Raw genomic sequence first — 25,118 nt, forward strand, 5'->3', positions numbered from 1 at the left:
CAATGACATTTTGTCGCATACTCGCATTGTCGGCCGCTGCGGGCTGCTTCCTGCTCGGCAACGTCGCGCTCGCCGCAGGCATTACGGTACATGATGCCCGTAACCGCGACGTCACGATCTCAGATCCCGCGCGGATCGTCTCGATCGGCGGCGCGATCACCGAAATCCTCTACGCGCTGGGCTTCGAGGACCGCCTCGCCGGCGTGGACTCCACCAGCTTCTATCCGCCCGCGGCGCTGCGCGACAAACCGAATGTCGGCTACATGCGGCAGCTTTCGGCCGAGGGCGTGCTCGGGCTCAATCCCTCGCTGGTGCTCGCGGTACAGGGGTCCGGGCCGAAGGAAACCATGGACGTGCTGGAGGCGGCCAACGTGCCGCTGGTGCTGGTGCCCGAAACCTTTTCCGAACAGGGCCTGATCGACAAGATCAAGCTGGTCGGCCACGCGATGGGTGCGGACAAGCGGGCCGAATGCCTGACCGATGTCGTCACCGGCGATCTGGCGCAATTGCGCGAGCTGCGCGCCAAGGTGACCAAGCCGGTGCGCGTGATGTTCGTGATGTCACTGCTGAACGGCCGGGCGATGGCCGCGGGCCAGAAGACCGCCGCCAACGAAATCATCGCGATGGCCGGTGCCGTCAACGCGATCGATGGCTATGACGGCTACAAGATCATCAATGACGAGGCGATCGTGGCTGCAAAGCCCGACGTGGTACTGTCGATCCAGCGCGGCAAGGACTCGGTGGACGCCGAAGCCGTATACGTCCATCCCGGCTTTGCGCTGACCCCCGTCGCGGCCAACAAGACCTTCATCTCCATGGAAGGCCTCTACCTGCTCGGCTTCGGGCCGCGCACGGCGGCAGCCGCACGCGATCTCTCGATCAAGCTGTATCCGGCGCTGGCGCCGCAGGCCGAGATATTCAAGCCGGCGGCACTCTCCGCAAACTGCCGGCAGTGACGGCGCTATCCGACAGCACGGAACGGGCGAAGCGCCGCAGCGGATACGCGTTGCGCCCTCCTGCTTCGCTGACCCTCCTCTGTCTGTTGGCAGCACTTGCCGGTGCGGCGCTGGTCGCACTCACCATGGGCGCCGCCGGCATTCCGCTGGCGCGGCTGCCGGCCGCGCTCGGGCTGTGGGCTGACGCCGCACCCGGTCCAACGCTCGCGCGCGACCAACTCGTGCTGTGGTCGATCCGGATTCCGAGGATTGCTGCGGCGGCGATGGTGGGCGCTCTGCTCGCGGCATCCGGCGCGATCATGCAGGGGCTGTTTCGCAATCCTCTGGCCGATCCTGCCCTCGTCGGCGTTTCCTCCGGCGGCGCGTTCGCAGCCGCCGCGGCGATCGTGTTCACCGACAGCCGGTTCGGCCAGAGCCTCCACTTTATGCAGAATCAATTGTTGCCGCTCGCCGCCTTTATCGGTTCGCTGGCAACGACGATCATCCTCTACTCCATCGCCAGCCGCTCGGGACGGACGTCGATTGCGATCTTTCTGCTGGCGGGAATTGCGATTGCCGCCATCGCCAATGCCGGCGTCGGGTTACTCGTGTTCATCGCCGACGATCGCCAGTTGCGCGACATCACGTTCTGGCTATTAGGCTCGCTGAGCGGCGCAACCTGGCCCAAGCTCGCCACGCTGGCGCCGGTGCTGGGGCTCGCCTTGATCGCCTGCGTCTCGATCGCGCGCGGGCTCGATGTGCTGGTATTGGGCGAGGCCGAGGCGTTTCACAGCGGCGTCGATGTCGAGCGGCTGAAGCGGATTTCGATCGTGCTGGTGTCGGCGATGACGGGCGTTGCGGTTTCGGTCTGCGGCGTCGTCGGCTTTGTCGGCATCGTGGTGCCGCATCTGTTGCGGTTGGTGATCGGGCCGGCGCACCGGCTGCTGCTGCCGGCCTCGATGCTGTTGGGGGCGGTGCTGCTGGTGGGCGCCGATACGCTGGCCCGCACCATCGTGGCGCCCGCGGAAATGCCGATCGGCATCCTGACAGCGGCGATCGGTGCGCCGTTCTTCTTAGGGATGCTGTTGCGCCAGCGCGGGCTGGTTTCGCTATGACCGCGATTCTCGAAGCGCAATCGATCTCGATGGCGGTCGGGGGCGCCACACTGGTCGACGGCATCGATCTGAAAATTGCGGCCGGCGAGATGGTCGCGATCGTCGGCCCCAACGGCGCCGGCAAATCGACGCTGCTGCGGATGCTGTCCGGCGATCTCCGCCCGACGCGCGGGCAGATCAAATTGAAGCAGCGCGACATCCATCTCTATCTGCCGCGACAGCTCGCTTATCACCGCACGATGTTGTCGCAGCATGTCAACGTCACCTTCCCGTTCACGGTCGAGGAGATCGTCCATATGGGCGCAGGCGACACCGGCCGCGCCGCCGCGCAACGGCTGGTCGATGCCGCTCTCGACGAGGTCGGACTCACGCATTTCAGTCACCGGCAATTGCCGACGCTCTCCGGCGGCGAGCAGCAACGCGCGCATTTTGCCCGCGTGCTGGTGCAGCTCGCCTGCGGCGAACAACAGCACGGCCCCGGCCTGCTGCTGCTGGACGAGCCGACCTCCAGCCTCGACATGCGCCACCAGATCGATCTGGTGGAGACGGCAAGAGGGCGCGCTCAGAATGGCACGGCCGTCATCGCCGTGCTGCACGACCTCAATCTGGCGATGCGTTTCGCCGACCGGATCGTGCTGCTGCATCGCGGCAAGCTCGCCGTCGACGGCGGCCGCACTGATGCGATCACGGCCGAGACCATCCGCCGGATTTTTGAGGTCGACGTCACGATCGACTACACCGATCAGGGCGTCCCGTTCCTGCTGCCGCAAACCATGCGGCCTGCAGGCCCGCCCACGGCATAACGCCGCAAGGCTTATCCAACGGCGTTACAGGTTCTTCACAGAACTGTCAGCCAACTGTAACAGCCGCTCCGCAAGACACACCGCATCATCATTCACAGGAGGTCCGCCATGCGCGTGTCATTGCTCTGCTCCGTCGCGTCGATATTTCTGGCCAGCGCCGCCTTCGCCCAAGGCGAAGGCGAGTTTCCCGCCACGCTGAAGGGCCACGCCGTGCTGCCGGCGCAGAGCTTCATCGATGCGCCCACGGACGCGCCTGACGATCTCAAGACTGCGGGCAAATACACCACCGGCAAGCGCGTCGACGCCGTCGGCAGCGTGATGGGCAAATCCTACGAGCGGCCGACCAGCGTATCGCTGCCGTTCAAGGGCCAGCCGCTGCAGGGCCATTCCGGCATCAAGGTGATGCCGGACGGTTCATTCTGGGTGCTCACCGACAACGGCATGGGCTCGCGCTACAACTCGGCCGACTCGATGCTCTATCTCAACCGCCACAAGATCGACTGGGCGACCGGCAAGATCGAGCGGCAGGAAACCATCTTCCTGCACGATCCCGACAGGAAGGTGCCGTTCCGCATCCTGCATGAGGACACCGCAAAACGTTATCTCACCGGCGCCGACTTCGACACCGAAGGTTTTCAGATCATCGGCGACACCTTCTGGATCGGCGACGAGTTCGGGCCCTATGTGCTGAAGGCCGACAGGATGGGCAAGATCCTGGCCGTGTTCGACACCATGGCCGACGGCAAGCCGGTGCGCTCGCCCGACCATTGGTCGGTGCAGTCGCCGGGCGCACCCGGCGCGAGCTACACCACGGTCAACCTGCGCCGCTCCAAGGGCTATGAAGGTTTTGCCGCCTCGAAGGACGGCAAGTTCCTCTACGGCCTGCTGGAAGGCCCGCTGTGGGATACCGAGAAGAAGGATTTTGAAAAGGTCGACGGCAAGGAAGCCTCGCGTATCATCGAATTCGACGTTGCCGCCGGAAAATTTACCGGCCGCTACTGGACTTACGCGTTCGAGCAGAACGGCAACGCCATCGGCGACTTCAACATGATCGACGCGTCAAGCGGCCTGATCATCGAGCGCGACAATGGCGAAGGCACCGCGGACAAGGCCTGCCCGCAGGGTCAACGCGGCGAGAACTGCTTTCCGGACCTCGCCAAATTCAAGCGCGTCTACAAGATCGAACTGTCAGACGCCAATGTCGGCAAGCCGGTGCGCAAGATCGCCTATATCGACCTGATGAAGATCAAGGATCCCGACAAGAAGGCGCGCAAGCCGCTCAACGACGGCGTCTTGACGTTCCCGTTCTTCACCATCGAGAACGTCGACCGCGTCGACGACACCCATATCATCGTCGGCAACGACAATAATTTACCGTTCTCGTCGAGCCGCGATCCCAACAAGGCGGATGACAATGAGTTCGTGCTGCTGGAGGTCGGAGAGTTTTTGAAGGCGAAGTGACGGTGTCGCTCCTCCCTCTCCCCGCCTCTTGCGGGGAGAGGGAGAAGTCCGTGGCGAGCACTGCCGTATAAGCACCGAGCGCCCTACCCCGCCGGCACCATCACCACGCCCTTGTCCTTCGGCCAGCGTATCCGCCAGGCGAAGTTGATGTCCCTGACCTCGCCTGCCTTGGCGTCAAAAGCCCATTCCAGCACGCCGCGTCTGTCGCGGATGTTGCTCGCGGTCGGCGGGGTCGCGGACGACAGCATCTCGACCACGATGTCCTCGTTCTCGCTGACCGGTAACTGATCCTCGATCGCGATCCGGATCGGGAAATCATGGCCGTTGCGCACATTGGTCTTGAACGCGCGTTCATCGGTCTTCGACGTCGTCACGATCAGGCCGGCCGAACCCTCGTTGCGTTTGACGACGGTGCGCTCGATCTTGATCTTGTCGTCGGCGCCAAACCCGAGCCGAACGGTTTCATCCTTGCTGGCGGCGGCCATCAGCCCGCGGCCGACGAAGGCGCCATCGCGGTAGACCGCGACCCCGCCGGGCAGCAAAGGGGCATCCTCGGTCTGCTTGAAGCTCGCCTCGAGGAACGCGGTCGGATTCATCACCGGCACGGCGCGCACCGCCAGATCGGGCGCGATGCTCGCACTGGAGACGCGCAGGCTCTTGGCCCCTTCGCTGGCGCCGAGGCTGACGCGGCCGGGAATCTTGAACACCACCTGGAAGCTGCCGACTTCGGCCGCGGCCTGTTTCTCGTCCGCCTTTTCAAGCGCACCGCTGGTCCCTCCTCCAAAGCGAAACTGCAGCACTCTGTCGAAGGGCGCACTCGCGGGTGCACTGACGGACGCGACGGGACGCGGCGGTTGCGGGTACTGCACGATCAACGAATTCAAATCCGGCGCCTTGCCGCCGCGCGCGGTGCGCACGGTGGAGACGGCGAGCGCGACATTCGACCAGTCCTCGCCGGTTTCCTGGGTGATTTCGGCGCGGCGCACCAGTTCCAGCGCCGGCTTGCGGTCCTTGGCGCCGGTATCGAGCCGAGCATCGTAGAGCGGCGTCCAGCGCGCGTTGCGCACCGTATAGGTGACCCGCAGCGTCGCCTTGGTCGCGGCGGCGGATGCGAGTTCGATCCGCACTTCCATCTTGCTCGGCGGCTTCTGCACTCGATCCTGCTGGAGCCGCGCGATTTCACGATCGAGCTCGCGCTGCTTGCGCTGGACGCCACGGATCGTGGCGTCGGTGATCGCAACCTCCTCTGCGACTGCGGCGAAGGCTGCACGCCATTCGGCGATCGGACGAGCTTCGCCCTTATCGCCAATTCCGACCGGCGAAGCTTCCGCAAAGCGTAGGACGAATTTGCGCCGCTCGACGGCGGGGTCGTATGCATCTTGCAGATCGTCGCGCTGGTCCTGCAGCGCTTGAAGGCGCTTGTCGAGTTCGGGCAGATCGACTTGCGGCGCTGCGTGCGGTGGCCGGGCATCGATCGCGCCGATCGTGAGCTTGGCGGCGGCCTCACCCTCGACCCGCAGCGAGGATGGATCGAGCGTCAGGGGAAAATCCTTCAGCACGGCCGAATTGTCGCCGGCAGGAAGGTCGAGCGTGACGACGCGTGTGACGCTGGCGCCGTCGGGATAGACGGTAACGGCATCGACCGTCGAGCTGGCATCGACGTCAGCCGCCCGCACCTGGCCCGCCGCAAGCGCGGTCAACACGACGAGGCTCGTTGTTAAAAAACTGTTCGCAATCAATCGCATGGATTCTCTCCTGAACCGTTCGCCGGATGGCGATGCGCGAAAACGCCCACCACCCCCGGTGGTGAGACGTTGCGAGGGAGGAACCGGTTCGATTGAGGTTTCCATGTGGCTTCGCCGCGGCGGCACCGCGGCGAAGCATAAGCAATCCCCTCTCCAAAGGGAAAAGAACGATGCGCGGTTAGAACGCCAGCGCCTTGGCCTGCTTCACCTGGGGCAAGGCTTGCACCTTCGTCAGCACGTCCGCCGGGACCGGCCCGTCGATCTCGACCAGTGCGATGGCGTCGCCGCCCTGCTTGGTGCGGCCGAGATGGAAGGTGGCGATGTTGATCTGGGCCGCGCCGAGCAGGCCGGCGAAGCTGCCGATGAAGCCGGGCTTATCCTCGTTGGTGACATAGATCATCGACTTGCCGAACTCGGCATCGACCCGGATGCCCTTGATGTCGACCAGCCGCGGCTTGCCGTCGTGATAGACGGTGCCGGACACCGAGCGTTCCTGCCGCTCGGTGGTGACGGTGACCGTGATCAGGCTTTCATAGTCGCTCTGCGCCGCGCGCACGATCTCGTCGACCACCATGCCGCGCTCTTTGGCAACGACCGGCGCGGAGACCACGTTGACCTCGCCCAGCATCGGCCGCAGCAGGCCCGACAGCACCGCCGAGGTGATCGCCTTGATCTTCATCTCGGCGACATGTCCCTCATAGGTGATCTGGACTTTCAAAATTCCGCTCTCGGTGAGCTGGCCCGCGAACGAGCCGAGCTTTTCGGCGAGCTCGATGAACGGTTTCAGCTTCGGCGCTTCCTCGGCCGTGATCGACGGGAAGTTCACCGCATTCGAGATCGCACCCGTCAGCAGATAGTCGGACATTTGCTCGGCGACCTGCAGCGCGACGTTCTCCTGCGCTTCCGTGGTGGAAGCGCCGAGATGCGGCGTGCAGATCACGTTGGGATGGCCGAACAGCACGTTCTTGGTGGCGGGCTCCTCGACGAACACGTCGAAGGCGGCGCCCGCGACGTGCTTGGAATTCAGCGCATCGACCAGCGCCTGCTCGTCGACCAGGCCGCCGCGCGCGCAATTGACGATGCGCACGCCCTTTTTCATTTTCGCAATCGCCGCCGCGTCGATGATGTTTTTGGTCTTCTCGGTCAGCGGCGTGTGCAGCGTGATGAAATCGGCGCGCTTGAACAATTCGTCAAGTTCGACCTTCTCGACGCCGATGTCCTTGGCGCGCTCCGGCGACAGGAACGGATCGAACGCGACCACTTTCATGCGCAGACCGAGCGCGCGGTCGGCGGCGATCGTGCCGATATTGCCGCAGCCGATCACGCCCAGCGTCTTGCCGGTGATCTCGACGCCCATGAAGCGGTTCTTCTCCCACTTGCCGGCCTGGGTGGAGGCGTCGGCCTGCGGAATTTCACGCGCCAGCGCCAGCATCAAGGTAATGGCGTGCTCGGCGGTCGTGATCGAATTGCCGAACGGCGTGTTCATCACGATGATGCCCTTGGCGGTCGCCGCCGGTATCTCGACATTGTCGACGCCGATGCCGGCGCGGCCGATCACCTTCAGCTTCTTTGCTTTCTCGATGATCTTGGCGGTCGCTTTCGTCGCGGAGCGGATCGCAAGCCCGTCGTAATTGCCGATGATCTCGGCGAGCTTGTCCTTGTCCTTGCCGAGATTGGGCTGGAAGTCGACCTCGATGCCGCGGTCTTTGAAGATCTGCACGGCAGCGGGAGACAGCGCGTCGGAAATGAGAACTTTGGGTTTGGACATTTGATGTTCCTTCACCTCCCAAAGGGAGGATCGGCCTGCGAGGCCAGAATGGCTATGTTTTGCGAGCTCTTCTCCCTCTCCCCCTTACGGGGAGAGGGTCGGGGTGAGGGGCAGCCACAGGCGAGGTGCGCGCGGAAAGAGCCCCTCACCCGGCGCGATGCGCCGACCTCTCCCCGCAAGAACGGGGAGAGGCAAAAAGAAAGTCAAGCCGCCTTCGGCAGCGCAGCCTTGGTCTCGGCGAATGCCCAATCGATCCACTGCGTCAGCAGCGCGACGTCGGAAGCTTCCACGGTGGCGCCGCACCAGATTCGCAGGCCCGCGGGCGCATCGCGGTAATACGCAAAATCGTAACCGGCGCCTTCCTTCTCGACCAGCGCCACCAGCTTTTTCGAGAAGTCAGCCTGCGCGTCCGGCGTCAGCGAGGTGATCGCGGGATCGACGATCTTCAGGCACACCGAAGTGTTGGAGCGGATCGACGGCTCCTTCGCCAGGAAATCGATCCACGGCGTCTTCGCCTTCCAGTCGGCCAGCGCCTTGGTGTTGGCGTCGGCGCGCGCGATCAGCGCCTTGAGGCCGCCGATCGATTTCGCCCAGTTCAGCGCATCGAGATAATCCTCGACGCAAAGCATCGACGGCGTGTTGATGGTCTCGCCTTCGAAGATGCCCTGGTTGAGCTTGCCGCCTTTGGTCAGGCGGAAAATCTTCGGCAGCGGCCAGGCCGGCTTGTAGGTCTCGAGCCGCTCCACCGCGCGTGGCGAAAGGATCAGCATGCCGTGCGCGGCCTCGCCGCCCAGCGCCTTCTGCCAGGAGAACGTCACCACATCGAGCTTTGCGAAATCGAGCGGCTGCGCGAAAGCGGCCGACGTCGCGTCGCAGATCGTGAGGCCTTCGCGGGTCGCGCTGATCCAGTCGGCGTTGGGCACGCGCACGCCGGACGTCGTGCCGTTCCAGGTGAAGACGATGTCGGACGCCGGATCGGCCTTGGAAAGATCGGGAAGATCGCCATAGCCGGCATGCAGCTTGGTGACGTCCTTCAGCTTCAATTCCTTGATGATGTCGCTGACCCAGCCCTCGCCGAAGGATTCCCAGGCGATGGTGGTGACGGGCCGCGCGCCGAGCAGCGACCACAGCGCCATTTCGACCGCGCCGGTATCGGACGCCGGCACGATGCCGATCTTGTAATCGGCCGGCACTTCAAGCACTTCGCGTGTCAGTTCGATCGCGAGCTTGAGTTTTGCCTTGCCGACCTTCGCGCGATGCGAGCGGCCGAGGGCTGCGTCCTTGAGATTTTGGGGGTTCCAGCCGGGGCGCTTGGCGCAGGGGCCGGAGGAAAAATGCGGCACGTTGGGCCGCGAAGCGGGCTTCGCTACGGTCATCATCTATCCTTCCAGATAGTAAGCCTCCCGTTGGGGGGAGGTGTCCCGCCGCGGTCATTAAGGGAATCGCGCCCGATCGTCAAGGAAGTTCGGGAGCTTCATGCCCGATTGATGGATGCTCGTCCGAGACTGGATCCGGCTCCTGCTGCAGGAGTTCTGCGGCATCGGTGATCAGCTTGTCGGCCTCCCGCCGGCTCGAGACCTTCAGAATGCTGGTCTTTCCAGCCTGCACGACATATTCGCTTCCGATCCGGACAATCGAATATCTTTTCATTTGGAAATCCCCAAGCTGCCCAAAGCCCCATGGGAGACGTCGGCATAGCGGAGACGTTCCGGTCCGTAAAATCACGGACGCACGCGTAGTTTATCGGTTGTTAACCGGATCGTAGAGTCGACGACTACCTCAGGCATTCGTCGCAAATAAGCTTCAACCGCAATTGACCTTTATTCTGACGCGTTTTCTTTACGCGAACCGGATTCCACCCGGATCAAGTCCGGAGCAGGCTTTCGCTCGAAAACGCTACGGGTATCAAAATCGCACGGTCATGCCGACATGGCTGCGCGCAAAACCCAGCCGCTCGTAGAATCGCTGCGCGTCGACGCGGGTGTGATGCGTCAGCAGTTCGACCACTTTGCATCCCCGCGCGCGTGCTTCCACAACCGCCCACTGCACCATCTGCTCGCCGATGCCGCGGCTACGGCAGTGTTTGGCGACGCGGACATCCTCGATCAGGCCGCGCGAGGCGCCCTGCGAACTCAGCCCCGGCAGGATGCAGAGCTGCAGGCAGCCGACCACGGCGCCCTCGCCGTCCTCGGCGACGACGAGCAGGATATTCGGATCGCGCGTGAGCTGCTCGAACGCCGTGAAGTAGGATTGCGGCAGCGGGTCTTCGATCCGCTCACGGACACCGCCGAGCGGATCGTCCGCCAGCATGGCGACGATGACGCCGACATCCTCGCGGCGGGTACGACGGATGGTGACCTCTGAGATGGCAGACATGACAATTTCCGGTGTGGTCAGCGCGCCGGCGGCAGGCCGAGGAATTTTTCGGTCTCGCCGATCCAGCGGCGCACCGCGGCATAGCCGTCGAGGTGAAAGCCGCCTTCATGCGCGACGCGGGTATAGGCCAGCAGCGATATGTCGGCGAGCGTGACGGCGTCGCCGGCCAGGAAGGGCGTGATGGCGAGCTGGTGCTCCATCCGCGCCAGCGCCGCATAGCCGCGCTTGACCTTGTCGGGGTCGAGATCGGAAACCGGCTTCTTCAAATAGAACATCTGGAAGCGGCAGACGGCGATATACGGCTCATGGCTGTACTGTTCCCAGAACAGCCACTCGTCCATCTTCCCTGCCGCGAACGCATCCTGCGGAATGAGACGAGAACCGCGTGCGAGATAACGGATGATGGCGTTGGATTGCGCCAGCGTGCGGCCGTCGTCGAGTTCGATCGCCGGCACCTGGCCGGCGCCGTTGAGCTTGAGGAACTCCGCGGTGCGCGTCTCGCCCTTCAGCGTATCGACCGCTATCCAGGTGTAGGGCAGCGCGAGATGGTCGCACACCCACTTCACCTTGAGGCAATTGCCGGAATTGGTATCGCCGTAGACCTTCATGCGCCGCCCTCGTTTACGGCGGCACTGCAACAGGCGGCGGCAAATCTGTCAACGGCGCTGGATGCCGCTGTCGGCGAGATCAGAACTTGTAGCCGAGGCCGGCGCGCACCGTATTGATGCTGGTGTCGATCGAAGAGGCAAAGCGAACATATTCCCATTCCGCGCGCAGGAACAGGTTCGATACCAGCATCACTTCGGTGCCGAGGCCGAACGAATAGCCGTAGATCAAATGGCTATACTGGGCGTCGGTTGCGCTGATATCGAATGGCACATTCTGGAATCCCGGCGCAGCCGCCGGATTGACCTGAACTCCGAAAACCCGGGCGGTACGAATGATATCGGCCTGCCCCAGCGCTAAGCCGGCGAACATATAAGGAAGGAACGAGCCATACGTGTAGCCGCCGCGCACCCGAAGCGTGCCCATGTCGGTGATATTTATCCGCGCAGTCCCTTCATAGGTGACGCTATCGGTATATCCCGAAGGGAGCGTGAAAAACCGCGATATGCTGCCGGTCTGCGAACCGCCGAACTTGCCGTGCGTGTAGTTCAGTTCAAGGCCCACGACGACGTCGGTCCACTGCGAGTTGAAGCCGACGAATCCGCCGAAGCCGTGTCCGTGGACCGACACTTTTCCCATAACCGGCCATTCCGATATTCGCTGGACCTGCTCCATCTCCAGGCCGTCCATGAGGCGCGCCGCGACAGTCCTCGTCGCACCCGTAAAATTCATGTTGGAGGTGCCATAGGCGCCATGTCCGCCGACATAAAAACCTTGCCAGTTCACCGTGCTGGTGCTCAGCCCCTCGGTGAAGCTGCCGCGGAGAAACGGCAGGTCCGGCATATCGGCCGCCGAGGCGACACTCGCCGCTCCGCACATCACAGCCACCAGCAACAATCGACGCATCGCAACACTCCATCGGACACTCTGAACTTGCGTTGATCATCGCCTGTTAACCTTAACCAATCGTTGTCGCGGCATCCAATTGGCGAAATCTTGTCGGAAAGCCGGCAACATTTTTCGTCAGCCGCTGCATCCGCATCAGCATGCGCCAAAAGCAAAACGGCGCGGGAAACTCCCGCGCCGTTCGGCAACCGTTAACGAATGGAAGTCGCGATTAACCTTTGCGGATCAGCGGCGGCGGTGCGTAGACCTGCGGGCTGGTCAGATCCCAGCGCACACCGAGTTTCAGGTCATGCGACGTGATGTTCTTGAAGGTCATCGGATTGTTGATGCCGTTGGTGCCGTCGAACGCACGAAGGTCGCCCGTCAGGCCGTCGCCCATATCGAGATAGCGATAGGCGAGTTCGACGGTAAAGTTCGGCGTGACCTTGTAGGCGAGACCGGCATGCGCGGCCCATGCGAAATTCCACTTCGACACGTTGTCGCCGAAGGCGAGACCTGGCAATGCGGGGCCAACGCCGCCATTCAGCGCGATGCCCTCGTCGGTGAAACCGTTGATCGCAACCCGCGCGCCGCCGACGCCGGCGCCGATGAACGGGGTGATGCACCACCAGGTGCCAAGATCGACATAGGCGTTGGCGAGAACGACCCACTCGTTCTTGGTGGCGTGATAGGTGTCGGTGCCGACGCCACCCACATAGGTGATGCGGTCGGTGCCGTGGAATTGCGAGTTGCCGCGGTATTCACCGGTGACATCAGCGCGGAACCAGTTGTTGACCTTGTAACCGACGCCGAGGCCAAAGATGCCCGCGCTGTTGAAGTTGTTCCTCTGCACCGACGAGGTAAGCGTGGAGTCAAGCGCGTTGTTCAGCCGATCGACGCGCTGGTTACTGAAGCCGATGTCGCCGCGCAGATACCAGCCGCCAAAATCCTCGACTACCGCCGGCGCATATGCCGGAGGAGGCGCAATGGCCATATCGGCAGCAAACGCCGCCTGGGACAATAATGTGGCCGCACCGGCGGCAATGAAAGACTTAACGCTACGCATGGGCTTCGTCCTTTGTCCGGTGAGGCTGACTGCGATGAGCCCCACTTCAAAAACTCACGGACGGACGATGGCATTAAATGCTTAAGCGGCGCTTAACCCTAATTTTTAAGGTTGACAATCTATGACTTTTTTCGCGGCGCCGTTTGCGAGTCGAGTGACGATGCATTTGCAACACGACAAATGCGACGAAACCGACACAACATCCTAACGATGTGTTGCTGCGCCATTAAGACTTTGTTGATGTCGTGAGCCGCGCCCTCGCCTCGCGGAAATGCGTCGGCGCGTGTGCTTCAACGTACATGTCTCGGCATCTTCGGCAGGAACACCGCGAGCAGGCCGAGCGCGGGCAGGAACGCGCAGAGGTGATAGACAAAGGCGATCCCGGTGTGATCGGCGAGCTTGCCGAGCACGGCTGCGCCAAGTCCGCCGATGCCGAAGGCGACGCCGAAGAATACGCCCGAGATCATCCCGAAGCGGTGCGGCATCAGTTCCTGCGCAAACACGATGATCGAAGACGTTGCCGACGAGAGGATGAGGCCGATGAAGACTGTCAGCACAGCGCTGCCGACGAGACCCGCATATGGCAGCGCCAGCGTGAACGGCAGCGCACCGAGGATGGAGAACCAGATGATGTATTTGCGGCCGAAGCGATCGCCGAGCGGCCCGCCGAAGAACGCACCCGCCGCGTTGGCGGCAAGGAAGATGAACAGATAAAGCTGCGCCGCCTGGGTCGAGACTTGAAACTTGTCGATCAGATAGAAGATGTAATAGCTCGACAGGCTCGACACGTAGAGCTGTTTTGAGAACAGCAGCGCGACCAGCACCGCGAGCGCTATTTTCACGCGCCGCGAATCCGGCAGGTCCGGATGGCGTTCCACCACGGCCGATTTCTTCGTCACGATCTGCGGCTTGTACCAGACGCCGATCCGCCACAGGATCACGATCGCCAGAAACGCGATCGATGAAAACCAGGCGATCGAGGGCTGACCGAACGGCACCACGATCAGCGCCGCCAGCACCGGCCCCATCGACGTACCAAAACTGCCGCCGAGTTGAAACACCGATTGCGCGAATCCGTAACGCCCGCCCGAAGCGAGACGCGCGATCCGCGCCGACTCCGGATGAAACACCGCCGAGCCGAGGCCTACCAGGGCGGCTGCGATCAGGATGATGGGATAGAGATGCGCGACGCTGAGCAGCAGCAATCCGAAAAACGTAAAACCCATGCCGATCGCGAGCGAGAACGGCTGCGCCTTCTTGTCGGTAAAATGCCCGACCAGCGGCTGCAGCAGCGATGCGGTAAACTGGAACGCCAGCGTGATCATGCCGATCTGTCCGTAGTCCAGCGCGTAAGCGTCCTTCAGAATCGGATAGACCGAGGCAATCAGCGACTGCATGGTGTCGTTGAGGAAATGCGAGAAGCTGATGCCGGTCAGCACGACATAGGCCGGCCCCGCGACAGCCGCCTTGACAGCGAGGCCCGGCGCCGCGTCAGGCACGACCACCGGCGCGGTTGGCGTTTCCTCTGAGACGATGACGGGCTTGTTCAAGGGCGTATTCCCGAAAAGAATCGCGAGACAGGCAATGTCTCGTGTTCTACGGCCGGGCCATCGTCGCGACCAGCATCAATAGCTTATGGCTGCGATGCGTTGCCGCACCACCGATCAGCAATCGCGCACCATCAAAATAAAGCTGGCTTATGCCGCCGCAGCGTGACCGAGCGCGGTGACGATCTGATCGACGACATCCTCGACCAGGATGCGGTCGTCGCCCTCGCCCATCACGCGGATCACGGGCTCGGTGCCGGACGAACGGACCAGCAACCGGCCGTGGCCGTTGAGGCGATTCTCGCCGTCCATGATCGCCGATTTCACCTCGGCATGGTCGAGCGGCTTGCCGCTGCGGTAGCGTACGTTCTTCAGGATCTGCGGCAGCGGATCGAAACGGCGGCAGACCTCCGACACCGGCCGGCGAAGTTTTTGCACCACGGCCAGCACCTGCAGCGCAGCAACGAAGCCGTCGCCTGTGGTGGCGTAGTCGGAGAGAATGATATGGCCCGAAGGCTCGCCGCCGAGATTGTAACCCTGCTTGAGCATCTGCTCGAGCACGTAGCGGTCGCCGACCGGCGTGCGCACCATGCCGATGCCCTGCCCTTCGAGGAAACGTTCGAGCCCGAGATTCGACATCACGGTGGCGACGATGCCGGGCTTCGAGAGCCGGCCGTCTTCCTTCCAGCTTTGCGCGATCACCGCGAGCAACTGGTCGCCATCGACGACGTGGCCACGCTCGTCGACCAGGATGACGCGATCGGCGTCGCCGTCGAGCGCGATGCCGATATCGGCGCGCATCTCGCGCACCTTTTTCGCCAGCGCCTCCGGCGAGGTCGAGCCGCATTCCTTGTTGATGTTGAATCCGTCGGGTTCGACGCCGATCGCGATGACGTCGGCGCCCAGTTCCCACAGCGCTTCCGGCACCACCTTGTAGGCCGCACCGTGCGCGCAATCGATCACCACGCGCAGGCCGTCGAGCGAGAGCTCGCGTGGCAGCGTGCGCTTGGCGAATTCGATGTAGCGGTCATGGACGCCGTCGATGCGGCGGGCGCGCCCGAGGCTGGCGCTCTGCGCGAGGCGACGGTCGATCGGCTCGTCGAGCAACTGCTCGATCTGCTTTTCGACGTCGTCGGAAAGCTTGAAGCCCTGCGGACCGAACAACTTGATACCGTTGTCCTCGAACAGATTGTGGGAAGCTGAAATCATCACGCCGAGATCGGCGCGCATCGACTTGGTCAGCATCGCGACCGCCGGCGTCGGCATCGGGCCGAGCAGCAGCACATCCATGCCGACCGAGGTGAAGCCGGCCACCATGGCGTATTCGATCATGTAGCCGGAGAGACGCGTGTCCTTGCCGATGACGACGCGGTGGCGATGCTCGCCGCGCTGGAACACCAGGCCGGCCGCCTGCCCCACCTTGAGCGCGAGCTCCGGCGTGATCAACCCGTTGGCGCGGCCCCGAATTCCGTCGGTACCGAAATATTTGCGGCTCATGTGACCCCCAGCATTTCGGGGCTTCTTCAGGCCATAATAGCCAGGAATCCCCGAACGCGCTCCATGGTAGCGTGCAGCCGTTATAATCCCTCAGCCGCCAAAATGGCTTCAAAAAATATGATGAATCATTACGGCCATCGCGACCGTTTTCATGTATAACCAATTGTTATAACTTGATATTTTTAAAAACAGGCTGCGCCGGGCCGAAGCGCTAGTCCCGCCGCTTGACGTGATGGTCGCCCTTCGAGGGCGGCGGCTGGGTGACACTGACCGGGTCGGAGGCCGGAAAGGTCTCCTCCAGCCCCTCCTCCAAGGCTTCGTCCAACCGGCGCTTTTCTGCGCGATCCTGTGAGCCGGCGTCGGTACTGGAAACTTTGCGCGGTCCGGTCATGGCATGTCCTTGCCTGGGCAATGGCGCCGCGAGATGCAATTTGGCTCGCCAACCAACCATGATAGATGACAACACAACGAAGGAATTCAAGAAGGGCCGGGACACGTCCATGAAACACATCACCTGCATCGAAGATCTGCGCCAGCTGCACAAGCGCCGCGTTCCGAAGGCCTTCTTCGACTATTGCGACCGCGGCTCCTATACCGAGGATACGCTGCGCGCCAATTCCGAGGATCTTGCGCAGATCAAGTTCCGCCAGCGTATCCTGGTCGACGTATCGAAGCGCGACCTCTCCACCACGATCCTCGGCGAGCCCGCCGCGATGCCGCTGATCCTGGCTCCCGTCGGCCTGCTCGGCATGCAGCATGGCGATGGCGAGATTCATGCCTGCCGCGCCGCCCAGGCCGCCGGCATTCCCTTCACCCAGAGCACGATGTCGATCTGTTCGATCGAGGATATCGCAGCCAGCGTCGACAAGCCGTTCTGGTTCCAGCTCTACGTGATGAAGGACCGCGGATTCATCAAATCGCTGATCGAGCGCGCGATCGCGGCGAAATGCTCGGCGCTGGTGTTGACCGTCGATCTGCAGGTGATCGGGCAGCGCCACCAGGACATCAAGAACGGCATGTCGGTGCCGCCGGAATGGTCGCTGTCGAAACTGCTCGACTTCGCCAGCAAGCCGTCATGGGTCGCCGGCGTGATGCGCGGCAAGCGCCGCAGCTTCGGCAACATCGTCGGCCACGTCAAAGGCACCGAGGATCTCACCAAGCTTTCTGAATGGACGGCGTCGCAGTTCGACACCTCGCTGAACTGGAAGGACATCGACTGGATCCGCTCGATCTGGCCCGGCAAGCTGATCCTCAAAGGCATTTTGGACGTCGAGGACGCCGAGCTCGCTGCGAAAACCGGCGCGCAGGCGCTGGTGGTGTCCAACCATGGCGGCCGTCAGCTCGACGGCGCGCCGTCGTCGATCGAGGTGCTGCCCGAGATCGTCGACACGGTCGGTTCGAAGATTGAAATCATGTTCGACGGCGGCATCCGCACCGGCATGGACGTGGTCCGCGCGCTCGCGCTCGGCGCCAAATCCTGCATGATCGGCCGCGCCTATGCCTATGGCCTCGGCGCCGGCGGCGAAGCCGGCGTCACCAAGGCGCTCGACATCCTCGCCAAGGAAATGCTCACGACAATGGGATTGTGCGGCGTCAACACGATTGCCGAGATCGACGACAACGTGCTGGCGGTGTAAGGCGGATTAGCACGATCCCGCAACGGGTCGTCCCCGCCCAGTGCGCAATTGCGCTCGGGCGCGGGGACCCATATGCCGCGGCCCTTCGGTTAAGCGATGCGGTAGACGCCTTCCATCCACAGTAAGCAATTATGCTTGTGGGTCCCTGCTTTCGCGGGACGACTCGCGAATGGAGCGCAACCTTCCTTCTCCCCTTGTGGGAGAAGGAAAGTACGTAGCGCATTGACCGCGTCAGGCTCCCGGCGTGTGTCAGTATCGATACTGGCCGCAGATATAGTTGCCGTACGCGTCGTAGCAGTTGTTGTAAGCGCCGTAGGCGCCGTAGGCCGCGGCACCAACCGCTGCGGCCCCCACCGCCGCCGCGCCGTATCCGCGACGTGGATAATACCCTCCCCGGTAACCATATCCGGGCCGCGCTACGCGACCGGCATGAACGGCTCCACCTCGGTAAACGCCTCCGGCTCGGACGGCGCCGCCGTGGAACCCTCCACCGCCTCGGTACCCGCCACCACCACCCCCACGGCGCGCGAACGCGTCATCCGGGATAAGGCTGGCCGTAACCAGAACGAGTGCTGCAAGAACCGGTAGAACATAGCGAAACATGGTGGTTCCTTCCTGTCGATTGGGCCCGAGCGTTCGGACAGCAATCAACCCAATTCGCATCCACCCCCTGGCAGGGTTCGACTCTGACTGAACTCGCGCTTGACCTAGATCAAGGCTCTGGCGGGATGACGAAGTTCCGCCTTGGCCGGAATGTGATGGCGGCGAAGCAAACTCTACCGTCGTCCCCGCCTAGTGCGCAATTGCGCACTAGGCGGGGACGACCCGTTGAGAGAGTTCGCTATTGGGCTTTAGCCACGGGACAGTCCTCACATCGGCGGCGTGATCCCGTTGCGGCCGACATTGACGCGGGCCGCCTCCAGCGTGCCGTCGTCCTTCTTCACCGCGCTGAAGATGATCACCTTGGCGCCCGGTTTCAGTTCGGACTTGTCGCCGGCGACGAAGGTAACGATTGGCGTGCCCTCCGGCACCACGACTTTCTTTTCACCGTCCTTGTATTTCACCAAGATGTTCTGGCCATCGGTGCCCTTCACCGTCTGGGCGACGGTGGCATTCGTCATGGTCGAGTTCGGACGCTGGTCCCAGGGCCGGAAACCTTCGGCCGCGCCGCGCTGGTTCTCCGGAAAGATATGCACCGCGACCGCCTTCTGGGTGCCGTCCGGCTCCGGCATTCCGGTGACGCCGATATAGGAGCCTTCCTTGATCTCAGACAGTTCGGTCTTGGCCACGCCGAACACCGCGACGTTATCGGTGACGCGGACCTTCATGTCGGTGCCCTCGCGCGATTTGATCGACAGCATGGGCAGGTCTACGGCCTCGATGGTGCCGCGAATGCGGACCGTCGGCGGCTGCTGCGCCCACGCCGTCGATCCAAGCAGGGTGACAAAGGTCAGCAAGGCCACGAGCATTCGCGGCCAGGAAGAAGATTTTGGCATGGCATCCCTCCCAAGATGTTAGCGCCCAACTCAACGCAAACACCGCACGGGAGGTGCTATTCCAGGGCGCCTGTTCTTCGCTTCCCTTCTCCCCTTGTGGAAGAAGGTGGATCGAATGAGCGTCAGCTCATTCGAGACGGGTGAGGGGTCTGTCTCCGCGGAGAGAACCCCTCATCCGCCTTCGCTTCGCGAAGGCACCTTCTCCGACAAGGGGAGAAGGGAAGAAAATCACATCGGCGGGGTCAACCCGTCGCGGCCGACGCTGACCCGGCTGGTCTCGAGCGAGCCGTCCGGCAGCTTCTTCATGAAGGCGATCACCTTGGCGCCCGGTTTGAGGTCGGACTTGTCGGCGGGAACGTAGGTCACGACCGGCGTCTCCGGGGAGACCACGACTTTCTTCTCGCCACCCCGGTATTTGATCATCAGGGTGTGACCGTCATTGCCGACCACGGAGTCCGCCACCGTGGCGTTGGTCATGGTGGAGTTGGGACGCAGATCATAGGGCCGCGAGCCCTCGCCGGTGCCGCGCATGGCTTCCGGAAACACGTGCACTTCAACCGCGTTCTGGCTGCCGTCCGGCCCCGGCACCGTGGTGGTGCCGATGAAGGAACCGACCTTGATGTCGGACAGCGCGATTTTGGTGATCCCGACGATGTTGATGTCGCCGGCCATATGCAGCCTGACGTCTTCACCGCCTCGCGACTTCACGGCGAGCACATCGCCATCGACGGCCTCGATGGTGCCGCGAACACGCGTCGGCGCCGGCGGCTGCTGGGCGATGGCGTAAAGCGTGGAGCCGGCGACCATCGCAACGGCGACAAGCGGGCGGACGAACTGAAAGCGACGGACGGGCATGGCAGGAATCTCCGGTGGCAGACCTGACGTAACCATTGACCCCGGCCATTCAAAAAAATTCCGGCTCAAGTCTCCGCGATCAGCCGATCATGTATTCGTGAGATCGGCCTGGACGAGCGCGCGAAGTTCCGGCGTCACCTCGGGGCGCCGGCCGAACCACAATTCGAAGCCGCGCACCGCCTGGTGCAGCAGCATGCCGAGCCCGTCGGCGGTCTTGAGGCCGCGCGCGCGCGAAGCCGTCAGCAGTGGCGTATCGAGCGGCAAATAAACCAGATCGGCGACGACGGCGTGTGACGGCAACCGCGCGACATCGATTTCGAGCGGCGGCTGGCCCTTCATGCCGAGCGCGGTCGTATTCACCAGCAGCCCGGCGCGCGGCAGCAGATCGCCGAGCGCATCCCATGCCACGGGCAACACGCTCGGGCCGAATTGATCCGCCAGCGCGCGGGCGCGCTCGATGGTGCGGTTGGCAAGATGCACGCGCTTGATGCCGCGGTCGAGCAGGCCAAACAGAACGGCGCGCGACGAGCCGCCGGCGCCGAGCACCAGCGCTTCCTCGCATGTGTCCCATCCATCAGTACAAGCATCGAGATTGTTGATAAAGCCTTCGACGTCGGTATTGGTCGAGCACAACTCGCCATCGGCGAACCACAGCGTATTGGCCGCGCCGACCGCGCGCGCCCGCTCGTCCGGCTTCGACAGCGAAAGCGCCCGCTCCTTGTGCGGAATGGTGACGTTGGCGCCGACGAAGCCGCGCAGCGACAGCCGAAACAAGAAATCCTTGAACTCGTCGGGCGGCACCGCCTCGATGACATAGCCGCCCGCGATGCCGAGCGTCCGCAGCCAGTAATGATGGATCAGCGGCGAGCGCGAATGCGCGGCCGGCCATCCGATCAGGCACGCGGCGGGGGGTTTGGTCACGGCAACAACCTCCTCAAAGACGTCGATGGCCGGGGATGAGCCCGGCCACGACGATCAATTTATCTTCCCTGGAGGTGTGTCAAGCTAAACGCAGACCACCGCGGCCGGCCAAGGCAGCGGCGACCCTCCGTCAACTACGCCGCCACGCGGTGCGCGGCGATGATCTGGTCGGCGGCGCGGCCGGTGACTTCGGCCATGCGGTCGAAGGCCCGCGTAAAGCTGCCGGCGCCGGCGGTGGCCGAGCGCAATTCCACGATCAGGTCGCCGATCTCCGCTTCCGGCATGGTGGCGCGGACGCAATCCCAGCCCGGCCAATTGTCACGGGTGTCGAAGCCCAGGATCTGGCCGCGCCGCGCCGACAGGATGGCGTTGATCTTCGCCGTCGCCTCCGTCGGGCAGACGATCTCCACCATGTGAATCGGCTCCAGCAGCACCGGCTGGCACTGCGGCAGCGCTTCGCTCATGCCGATCCGCGCCGCCGTGCGGAAGGCGAGATCGGAGGAATCGACGCTGTGATAGGAGCCGTCCGTCAGCGTTACCTGCACGTCGATGACGGGGAAGCCGAGCGGGCCCTTCGCGAGGCCATCGACCACGCCCTCCTCCACCGCGCCGATATAGTTGCGCGGCACCGCGCCGCCGACGACCTTTTCGTCGAATGCGAAGCCCGAGCCGCGCGGCATCGGCTTGATCTCCAGCACCACATCGCCGAACTGGCCATGGCCGCCGGACTGCTTCTTGTGACGGCCGCGCTGGGTGACCGATTTGCGGATGGTCTCCTGATAGCCGATCGCCGGTGGTTGCGATTTGACGTTGACGCCAAAACGGTCCTTGAGCCGCTCGAGCGCGACCCGCAGATGCATCTCGCCCTGCCCCCACAGCACGATGTCGTGGGTCTGCTGGTTCTGGATCATCGTCAGCGACGGGTCCTCCTCGTTCAGCCGCAGCAGCGCCTGGCCGAGCTTGACGTCGTCCTTGCGGTCGTTCGCCGCAAGCGACATCGCCAGCACCGGTGGCGTCGGCGCGATCTGCACCAGCGCCGACGGCGCGGTCTTGCCGCTCGATAGCGTATCGCCGGTCTTGATCGCGTCGAGCTTGCCGAGCGCGATCGTGTCTCCAACCTCGGCCGCGGCCCGCTTGGTGTCGTGTCCGCCGTTCACCGCCTGAATACCGGAAACCCGCCCGGCCTCTCCGGAGGAAGATTGCAGCGTCGCGCCGTCATCGAGATGACCGGCGAGCAGCCGCGTCAGCGACAGCTTGCCGCCGTGCTGCAAATGAAGCGTCTTGAACACATAGGCCAGCGCTTCCTTTTGCGCGGATACGCCGAGCCGCTTCGCCGTCTCCGCAACGCCGGGCGCTTCGTGCCGCAGCGCCTTCATCAGCCGCAGCACGCCGTTTTCGCGCGCCGCGGCGCCGAGCAGCACCGGGCAGATCAGGCCTTCGCGCAATTCGCGAGCGAGATCGTCGAACACCGCGTCGCGCGGCGGCTGGATGTCTTCCAGCAGTTGCTCCATCAACGCATCATCGTGGTCGGCGAGTTTTTCCAGCATCGAGAACCGCGCTTCCTTCTCGCGGTCGAGATTGCCGCCTTCCAGCGCGACGACTTCGGAAGGCTTGTGTTCGCGATAAACAAAGGCGCGCTCCAGCGCGAGATCGACAAAACCTTCGATCAGGTCGCCGTTCCAGATCGGAATCTGCCGCAGCACCAGCGGCACGCGCGAAGCCGGCTGCAGGGTCGCCAGCGTCTCGCGGATGCGCTTGTTGGCGCGGTCGATCTTGTTCAAAAACAGAAAACGGGGAATGCCCAAATCTTCCAGCTCACGCAGAATGATCTGCAGTTGCGGCAGCTTCTTCTCATCCGCCTCGCAGACCACGACCGCGGCATCGACCGCGGGCAACGCGGCGCGCATGTCATGCGCGAACTCGATCGAGCCGGGACAATCGATAAGGGTGTAACTATCGCCCATGAAGCTGGTCGTGGCGGCGGAGAGGCCTACGCCCATCTTGTGGTTCCGTGCCTCGGGGCTGGAATCGCCGACCGAGGTTCCGGCATCGACGCTGCCGGCATTTTTAATGGCGCCTGTTCGCGCCAATATCGCCTCCAAAAGTGTGGTTTTACCGCTCTGGAAAGGGCCCACCAGCGCTATGCACCGTGGACCTCGGGGACTTCTGACGTCTTGTCCCATTGCCGCCTCCTTGTTTGGAGCTCGGCCCATGATTGGGTCGGCGGATTGGATGCTCCGCCTGTCTCGTGATTTTGGCAAGCGGGAAAAATTCGCTGCGCTGCGGCGTGAGGCGGGCTGGGACCTAACCCGTCATCGCGCATCGGATGGTCCTCCAGAGGAGCGATCCAATCAGCGAATTAGTGAACATGCACAGCGATGACGACGAAGGACGACGAAAGTTAACGTCCCGGCCGCAGTTCCAGGCTTTCCAATCCGGCAGCAATGCTGACGCCGACCTGGCCCTGCACGCTCAGCGGCTGCAACGCAATCGAATTGGCGGAGCCGCCGGCCAGCACGTTGCCGCTGACGCCGAGCGTCGCGCTGCCCTGCGCGCCGTTTGCTATGCCCGGCGGTCGGAACAGCCATCGATGAACTCGGCGAGGAGGCCCGTGATCTCGGTTGGTCGCTCCAGGCTCGGCAGATGGGCCATGCCGGTCAACATATGGCCCGACCCGTTCGGCATCGTCGTTGCGATATGACGGCATCGTTCCTGAATGTGCGGGAAATCGAGGTCGCCCCAGATCACAAGCGATGGCGCCGACATCTCGCCGAGACGATGGAAGGCGGGCGCGACATCGAGGTTCGAGCCAACCGGCGACGACCGTAGCGCAATGGCGTTCATGTCGAGGAACAGCCGGCGCGCCTCTCCCGAGACACGACCTTCGGGCTGCAGTGGACCGTCCAGCCAAAGATGCGCCTTGATGGCGTTCACGCGATCCAGATCGCCGGCTTGTTCGGCGTCCTTGAGCCTGGCCATCAGGCCCTCGATGTCAGGCGGATGGATCGGCTCAGGCGCGCCGCTCACGGCGGGCGCTATGAGAACGAGGGCGCGAACATGGGATGGACGCAAAAGCGCGGTGTCGAGCGCGACCCGTCCACCCTGGGAGCATCCAACAAGGATCGCCGGCGCGCCGTTCCCGACGGCGTCAATCACCGCCAGCAAATCCGCGGCGGCGGAAAAGTCTTCCTTTTGTGAGCGCGTCTCGCCAAAGCCGCGCCGATCATACGCGATCGCCTTGTTGCTTGCGCCGACGGCATCGAGTTGCGCGCGCCATATGCGGCTGTCGCAGACCGCGGCGTGCAGAAAGACAACGGGGTCGCCGTCGCCGACGGCTTTCACAGCCAGCCTGGCTTGGCCGGACGCAATCTGATGATTGAATTCATGATTCATGCTAGCCGGTGCCGAAGGGAGCGGCCAGCAAGTAACCCGCGCAGGCGCAACGATATGCGCGGAAAAGGACAAGCCGGAAGCCCCCGCTGTCCCCCTAACCCGTCATTGTCCATCTATCCCCGCGCGGAGAAATGGATTGCTTCGCTTCGCTCGCAATGACGGGGAGACAGCGTTAATTAACGCCCCGGCCGGAGCTCCAGGCTTTCCAATCCGGCAGCGATGCTGACGCCGACCTGGCCCTGTACGCTCAAGGGCTGCAGCGCGATCGAATTGGCGGAGCCGCCGACCAGCACGTTGCCGCCAACGCCGACGCCGAGGGTCGCGCTGCCCTGCGCGCCGACATAGTCGCCGGACAGGCCGCCCGGCCCGAGGCGCGCGACAGGCGCGAACACGCCCCAGGCCAGTGCCGATTCCTGGGTGATGCCGAGATCGAGCCCCACCTTGCGAATGGTGGCGATGTAGCGGTCTTCCGGCATGCCGTCGGCGCGCAGCACGCAGCCGAGATTGGTGACGGAGCCGACGATGAAACCGACGCTGGCGCCGCCGCGGCACTCCAGCACACCGACCTGCACGCGCTGCGCATGGGCGCCGCCGAGCGACGAAGCCAGCATGGCGAGAGCGGCGGCGGCGAGGATGAGAGAACGACGCATGAAGAAATCTCCGGCTGAAAAACGGTGATGCGAGCAAAGAATCAAAAACAACGCCGTGCCCGCGGCGCTCACCGTTCTATGCCACAACGTGTCGGGCAGTTCCAGAATTTGCCGGGAGCAGTCGTTGTTCGCGACGTCATTCCGGGGCGATGCGCAGCATCGAACCCGGAATCTCGATCGAGTGAAACGATCTCGAGATTCCGGGTTCGCGCTTCGCGCGCCCCGGAATGACGACCTAGGAGCCTGTCCGAGTAATCGGATTTTTCTCGACGAAGAACAAGCGTCGTGATTCAAACGGTGGATGAGCAAGACATTTCGTCCTTGGGACGTTGATCAGGTTTGGCTGCTGCCGCCATCGATCC

23 protein-coding genes and 1 pseudogene are annotated in these 25,118 nt (G+C 63.3%); 5 read left to right on the plus strand and 19 right to left on the minus strand.

The annotated features are described in order from the left end of the window. Positions 1-2 precede the first annotated feature (2 nt). The 4 genes from C7G61_RS32010 (at position 3) to C7G61_RS32025 (ending at position 4,314) form a co-directional block, all read left to right on the plus strand. Positions 3-956 (plus strand): heme/hemin ABC transporter substrate-binding protein, encoded by a 954-nt coding sequence (locus C7G61_RS32010; RefSeq protein ID WP_108521452.1) that lies wholly within the window; start codon positions 3-5, stop codon positions 954-956. A 50-nt stretch (positions 957-1,006) separates the two neighbouring features. After that, positions 1,007-2,050, plus strand: coding sequence for a FecCD family ABC transporter permease (locus C7G61_RS32015; RefSeq protein ID WP_244608553.1), 1,044 nt, complete (start codon positions 1,007-1,009; stop codon positions 2,048-2,050). Continuing rightward, positions 2,047-2,853, plus strand: a complete 807-nt coding sequence (locus tag C7G61_RS32020) for a heme ABC transporter ATP-binding protein (RefSeq protein ID WP_108521457.1) — start codon at positions 2,047-2,049, stop codon at positions 2,851-2,853. The genes C7G61_RS32015 and C7G61_RS32020 overlap by 4 nt, the downstream gene beginning before the upstream one ends. Positions 2,854-2,961: 108 nt before the next feature. Beyond that, positions 2,962-4,314: an esterase-like activity of phytase family protein gene (locus tag C7G61_RS32025; protein ID WP_108521460.1), complete on the plus strand. Its 1,353-nt coding sequence runs from the start codon at positions 2,962-2,964 to the stop codon at positions 4,312-4,314. An 83-nt stretch (positions 4,315-4,397) separates the two neighbouring features. On the opposite strand, the gene C7G61_RS32030 is transcribed toward C7G61_RS32025, so the two are convergent. The 11 genes from C7G61_RS32030 to C7G61_RS32080 all read right to left on the minus strand — a co-directional run bounded on the left by C7G61_RS32030 (position 4,398) and on the right by C7G61_RS32080 (position 16,195). Then, positions 4,398-6,059: a mucoidy inhibitor MuiA family protein gene (locus C7G61_RS32030; protein ID WP_108521463.1), complete on the minus strand. Its 1,662-nt coding sequence runs from the start codon at positions 6,057-6,059 to the stop codon at positions 4,398-4,400. 178 nt (positions 6,060-6,237) lie between these two features. Further along, positions 6,238-7,827 carry a phosphoglycerate dehydrogenase gene (gene serA / locus C7G61_RS32035; RefSeq protein ID WP_108521467.1) on the minus strand — a complete coding sequence of 530 codons (1,590 nt, stop codon included), beginning with the start codon at positions 7,825-7,827 and terminating at the stop codon, positions 6,238-6,240. 203 nt (positions 7,828-8,030) lie between these two features. Then, positions 8,031-9,203, minus strand: coding sequence for a phosphoserine transaminase (locus tag C7G61_RS32040; RefSeq protein ID WP_108521516.1), 1,173 nt, complete (start codon positions 9,201-9,203; stop codon positions 8,031-8,033). A gap of 79 nt (positions 9,204-9,282) precedes the next feature. Continuing rightward, on the minus strand, positions 9,283-9,477 hold the full coding sequence (locus tag C7G61_RS32045; RefSeq protein WP_108521469.1) for a hypothetical protein: 195 nt from the start codon (positions 9,475-9,477) through the stop codon (positions 9,283-9,285). Between the two features lie 255 nt (positions 9,478-9,732). Further along, on the minus strand, positions 9,733-10,203 hold the full coding sequence (locus C7G61_RS32050; protein ID WP_108521471.1) for a GNAT family N-acetyltransferase: 471 nt from the start codon (positions 10,201-10,203) through the stop codon (positions 9,733-9,735). A gap of 17 nt (positions 10,204-10,220) precedes the next feature. Continuing rightward, positions 10,221-10,811: a glutathione S-transferase family protein gene (locus tag C7G61_RS32055; RefSeq protein WP_108521473.1), complete on the minus strand. Its 591-nt coding sequence runs from the start codon at positions 10,809-10,811 to the stop codon at positions 10,221-10,223. A 79-nt stretch (positions 10,812-10,890) separates the two neighbouring features. Further along, positions 10,891-11,715 (minus strand): outer membrane protein, encoded by an 825-nt coding sequence (locus C7G61_RS32060; protein WP_108521476.1) that lies wholly within the window; start codon positions 11,713-11,715, stop codon positions 10,891-10,893. Positions 11,716-11,926: 211 nt separating this feature from the next. Further along, positions 11,927-12,760, minus strand: a complete 834-nt coding sequence (locus tag C7G61_RS32065) for an outer membrane protein (RefSeq protein WP_108521478.1) — start codon at positions 12,758-12,760, stop codon at positions 11,927-11,929. 290 nt (positions 12,761-13,050) lie between these two features. Next, positions 13,051-14,310 carry an MFS transporter gene (locus C7G61_RS32070; protein WP_190242055.1) on the minus strand — a complete coding sequence of 420 codons (1,260 nt, stop codon included), beginning with the start codon at positions 14,308-14,310 and terminating at the stop codon, positions 13,051-13,053. Between the two features lie 147 nt (positions 14,311-14,457). Next, positions 14,458-15,804, minus strand: coding sequence for a phosphoglucosamine mutase (glmM, locus tag C7G61_RS32075; protein WP_108521483.1), 1,347 nt, complete (start codon positions 15,802-15,804; stop codon positions 14,458-14,460). A 211-nt stretch (positions 15,805-16,015) separates the two neighbouring features. Next, the gene (locus C7G61_RS32080; protein ID WP_108521486.1) at positions 16,016-16,195 is read right to left on the minus strand and encodes a hypothetical protein; all 180 of its coding nucleotides are present in this window, start codon (positions 16,193-16,195) and stop codon (positions 16,016-16,018) included. Positions 16,196-16,304: 109 nt separating this feature from the next. On the opposite strand from C7G61_RS32080, the gene C7G61_RS32085 reads away from it, so the two are divergent. After that, entirely contained in the window at positions 16,305-17,441 is a 1,137-nt protein-coding gene (locus tag C7G61_RS32085) for an alpha-hydroxy acid oxidase (RefSeq protein WP_108521518.1), read from the plus strand. A gap of 416 nt (positions 17,442-17,857) precedes the next feature. Here the strand turns inward: C7G61_RS32085 and C7G61_RS45675 are convergent, their stop codons facing one another. From C7G61_RS45675 to C7G61_RS32125, 8 genes and pseudogenes are all read right to left on the minus strand, one after another. Beyond that, a complete protein-coding gene (locus tag C7G61_RS45675; protein ID WP_210205917.1) occupies positions 17,858-18,034 on the minus strand; it encodes a hypothetical protein in 177 nt (58 codons plus the stop codon). Positions 18,035-18,310: 276 nt separating this feature from the next. Then, positions 18,311-18,937 carry a hypothetical protein gene (locus C7G61_RS32095; protein WP_108521491.1) on the minus strand — a complete coding sequence of 209 codons (627 nt, stop codon included), beginning with the start codon at positions 18,935-18,937 and terminating at the stop codon, positions 18,311-18,313. Positions 18,938-19,165: 228 nt separating this feature from the next. Next, positions 19,166-19,792: a hypothetical protein gene (locus C7G61_RS32100; protein WP_108521493.1), complete on the minus strand. Its 627-nt coding sequence runs from the start codon at positions 19,790-19,792 to the stop codon at positions 19,166-19,168. Between the two features lie 87 nt (positions 19,793-19,879). Beyond that, a complete protein-coding gene (locus C7G61_RS32105; protein WP_108521495.1) occupies positions 19,880-20,713 on the minus strand; it encodes a shikimate dehydrogenase in 834 nt (277 codons plus the stop codon). 134 nt (positions 20,714-20,847) lie between these two features. Next, positions 20,848-22,896, minus strand: coding sequence for an elongation factor G (locus C7G61_RS32110; RefSeq protein ID WP_108521497.1), 2,049 nt, complete (start codon positions 22,894-22,896; stop codon positions 20,848-20,850). 218 nt (positions 22,897-23,114) lie between these two features. Further along, a pseudogene (locus tag C7G61_RS32115) lies at positions 23,115-23,270 on the minus strand (DUF992 domain-containing protein); the annotation flags it as partial. 5 nt (positions 23,271-23,275) lie between these two features. Next, positions 23,276-24,106: an alpha/beta fold hydrolase gene (locus C7G61_RS32120; protein WP_108521499.1), complete on the minus strand. Its 831-nt coding sequence runs from the start codon at positions 24,104-24,106 to the stop codon at positions 23,276-23,278. A 176-nt stretch (positions 24,107-24,282) separates the two neighbouring features. Continuing rightward, positions 24,283-24,756: a DUF992 domain-containing protein gene (locus C7G61_RS32125; protein ID WP_108521502.1), complete on the minus strand. Its 474-nt coding sequence runs from the start codon at positions 24,754-24,756 to the stop codon at positions 24,283-24,285. Positions 24,757-25,118 lie beyond the last annotated feature (362 nt).

The organism is Bradyrhizobium algeriense, assembly GCF_003062295.1.
Classification (GTDB): domain Bacteria; phylum Pseudomonadota; class Alphaproteobacteria; order Rhizobiales; family Xanthobacteraceae; genus Bradyrhizobium; species Bradyrhizobium algeriense.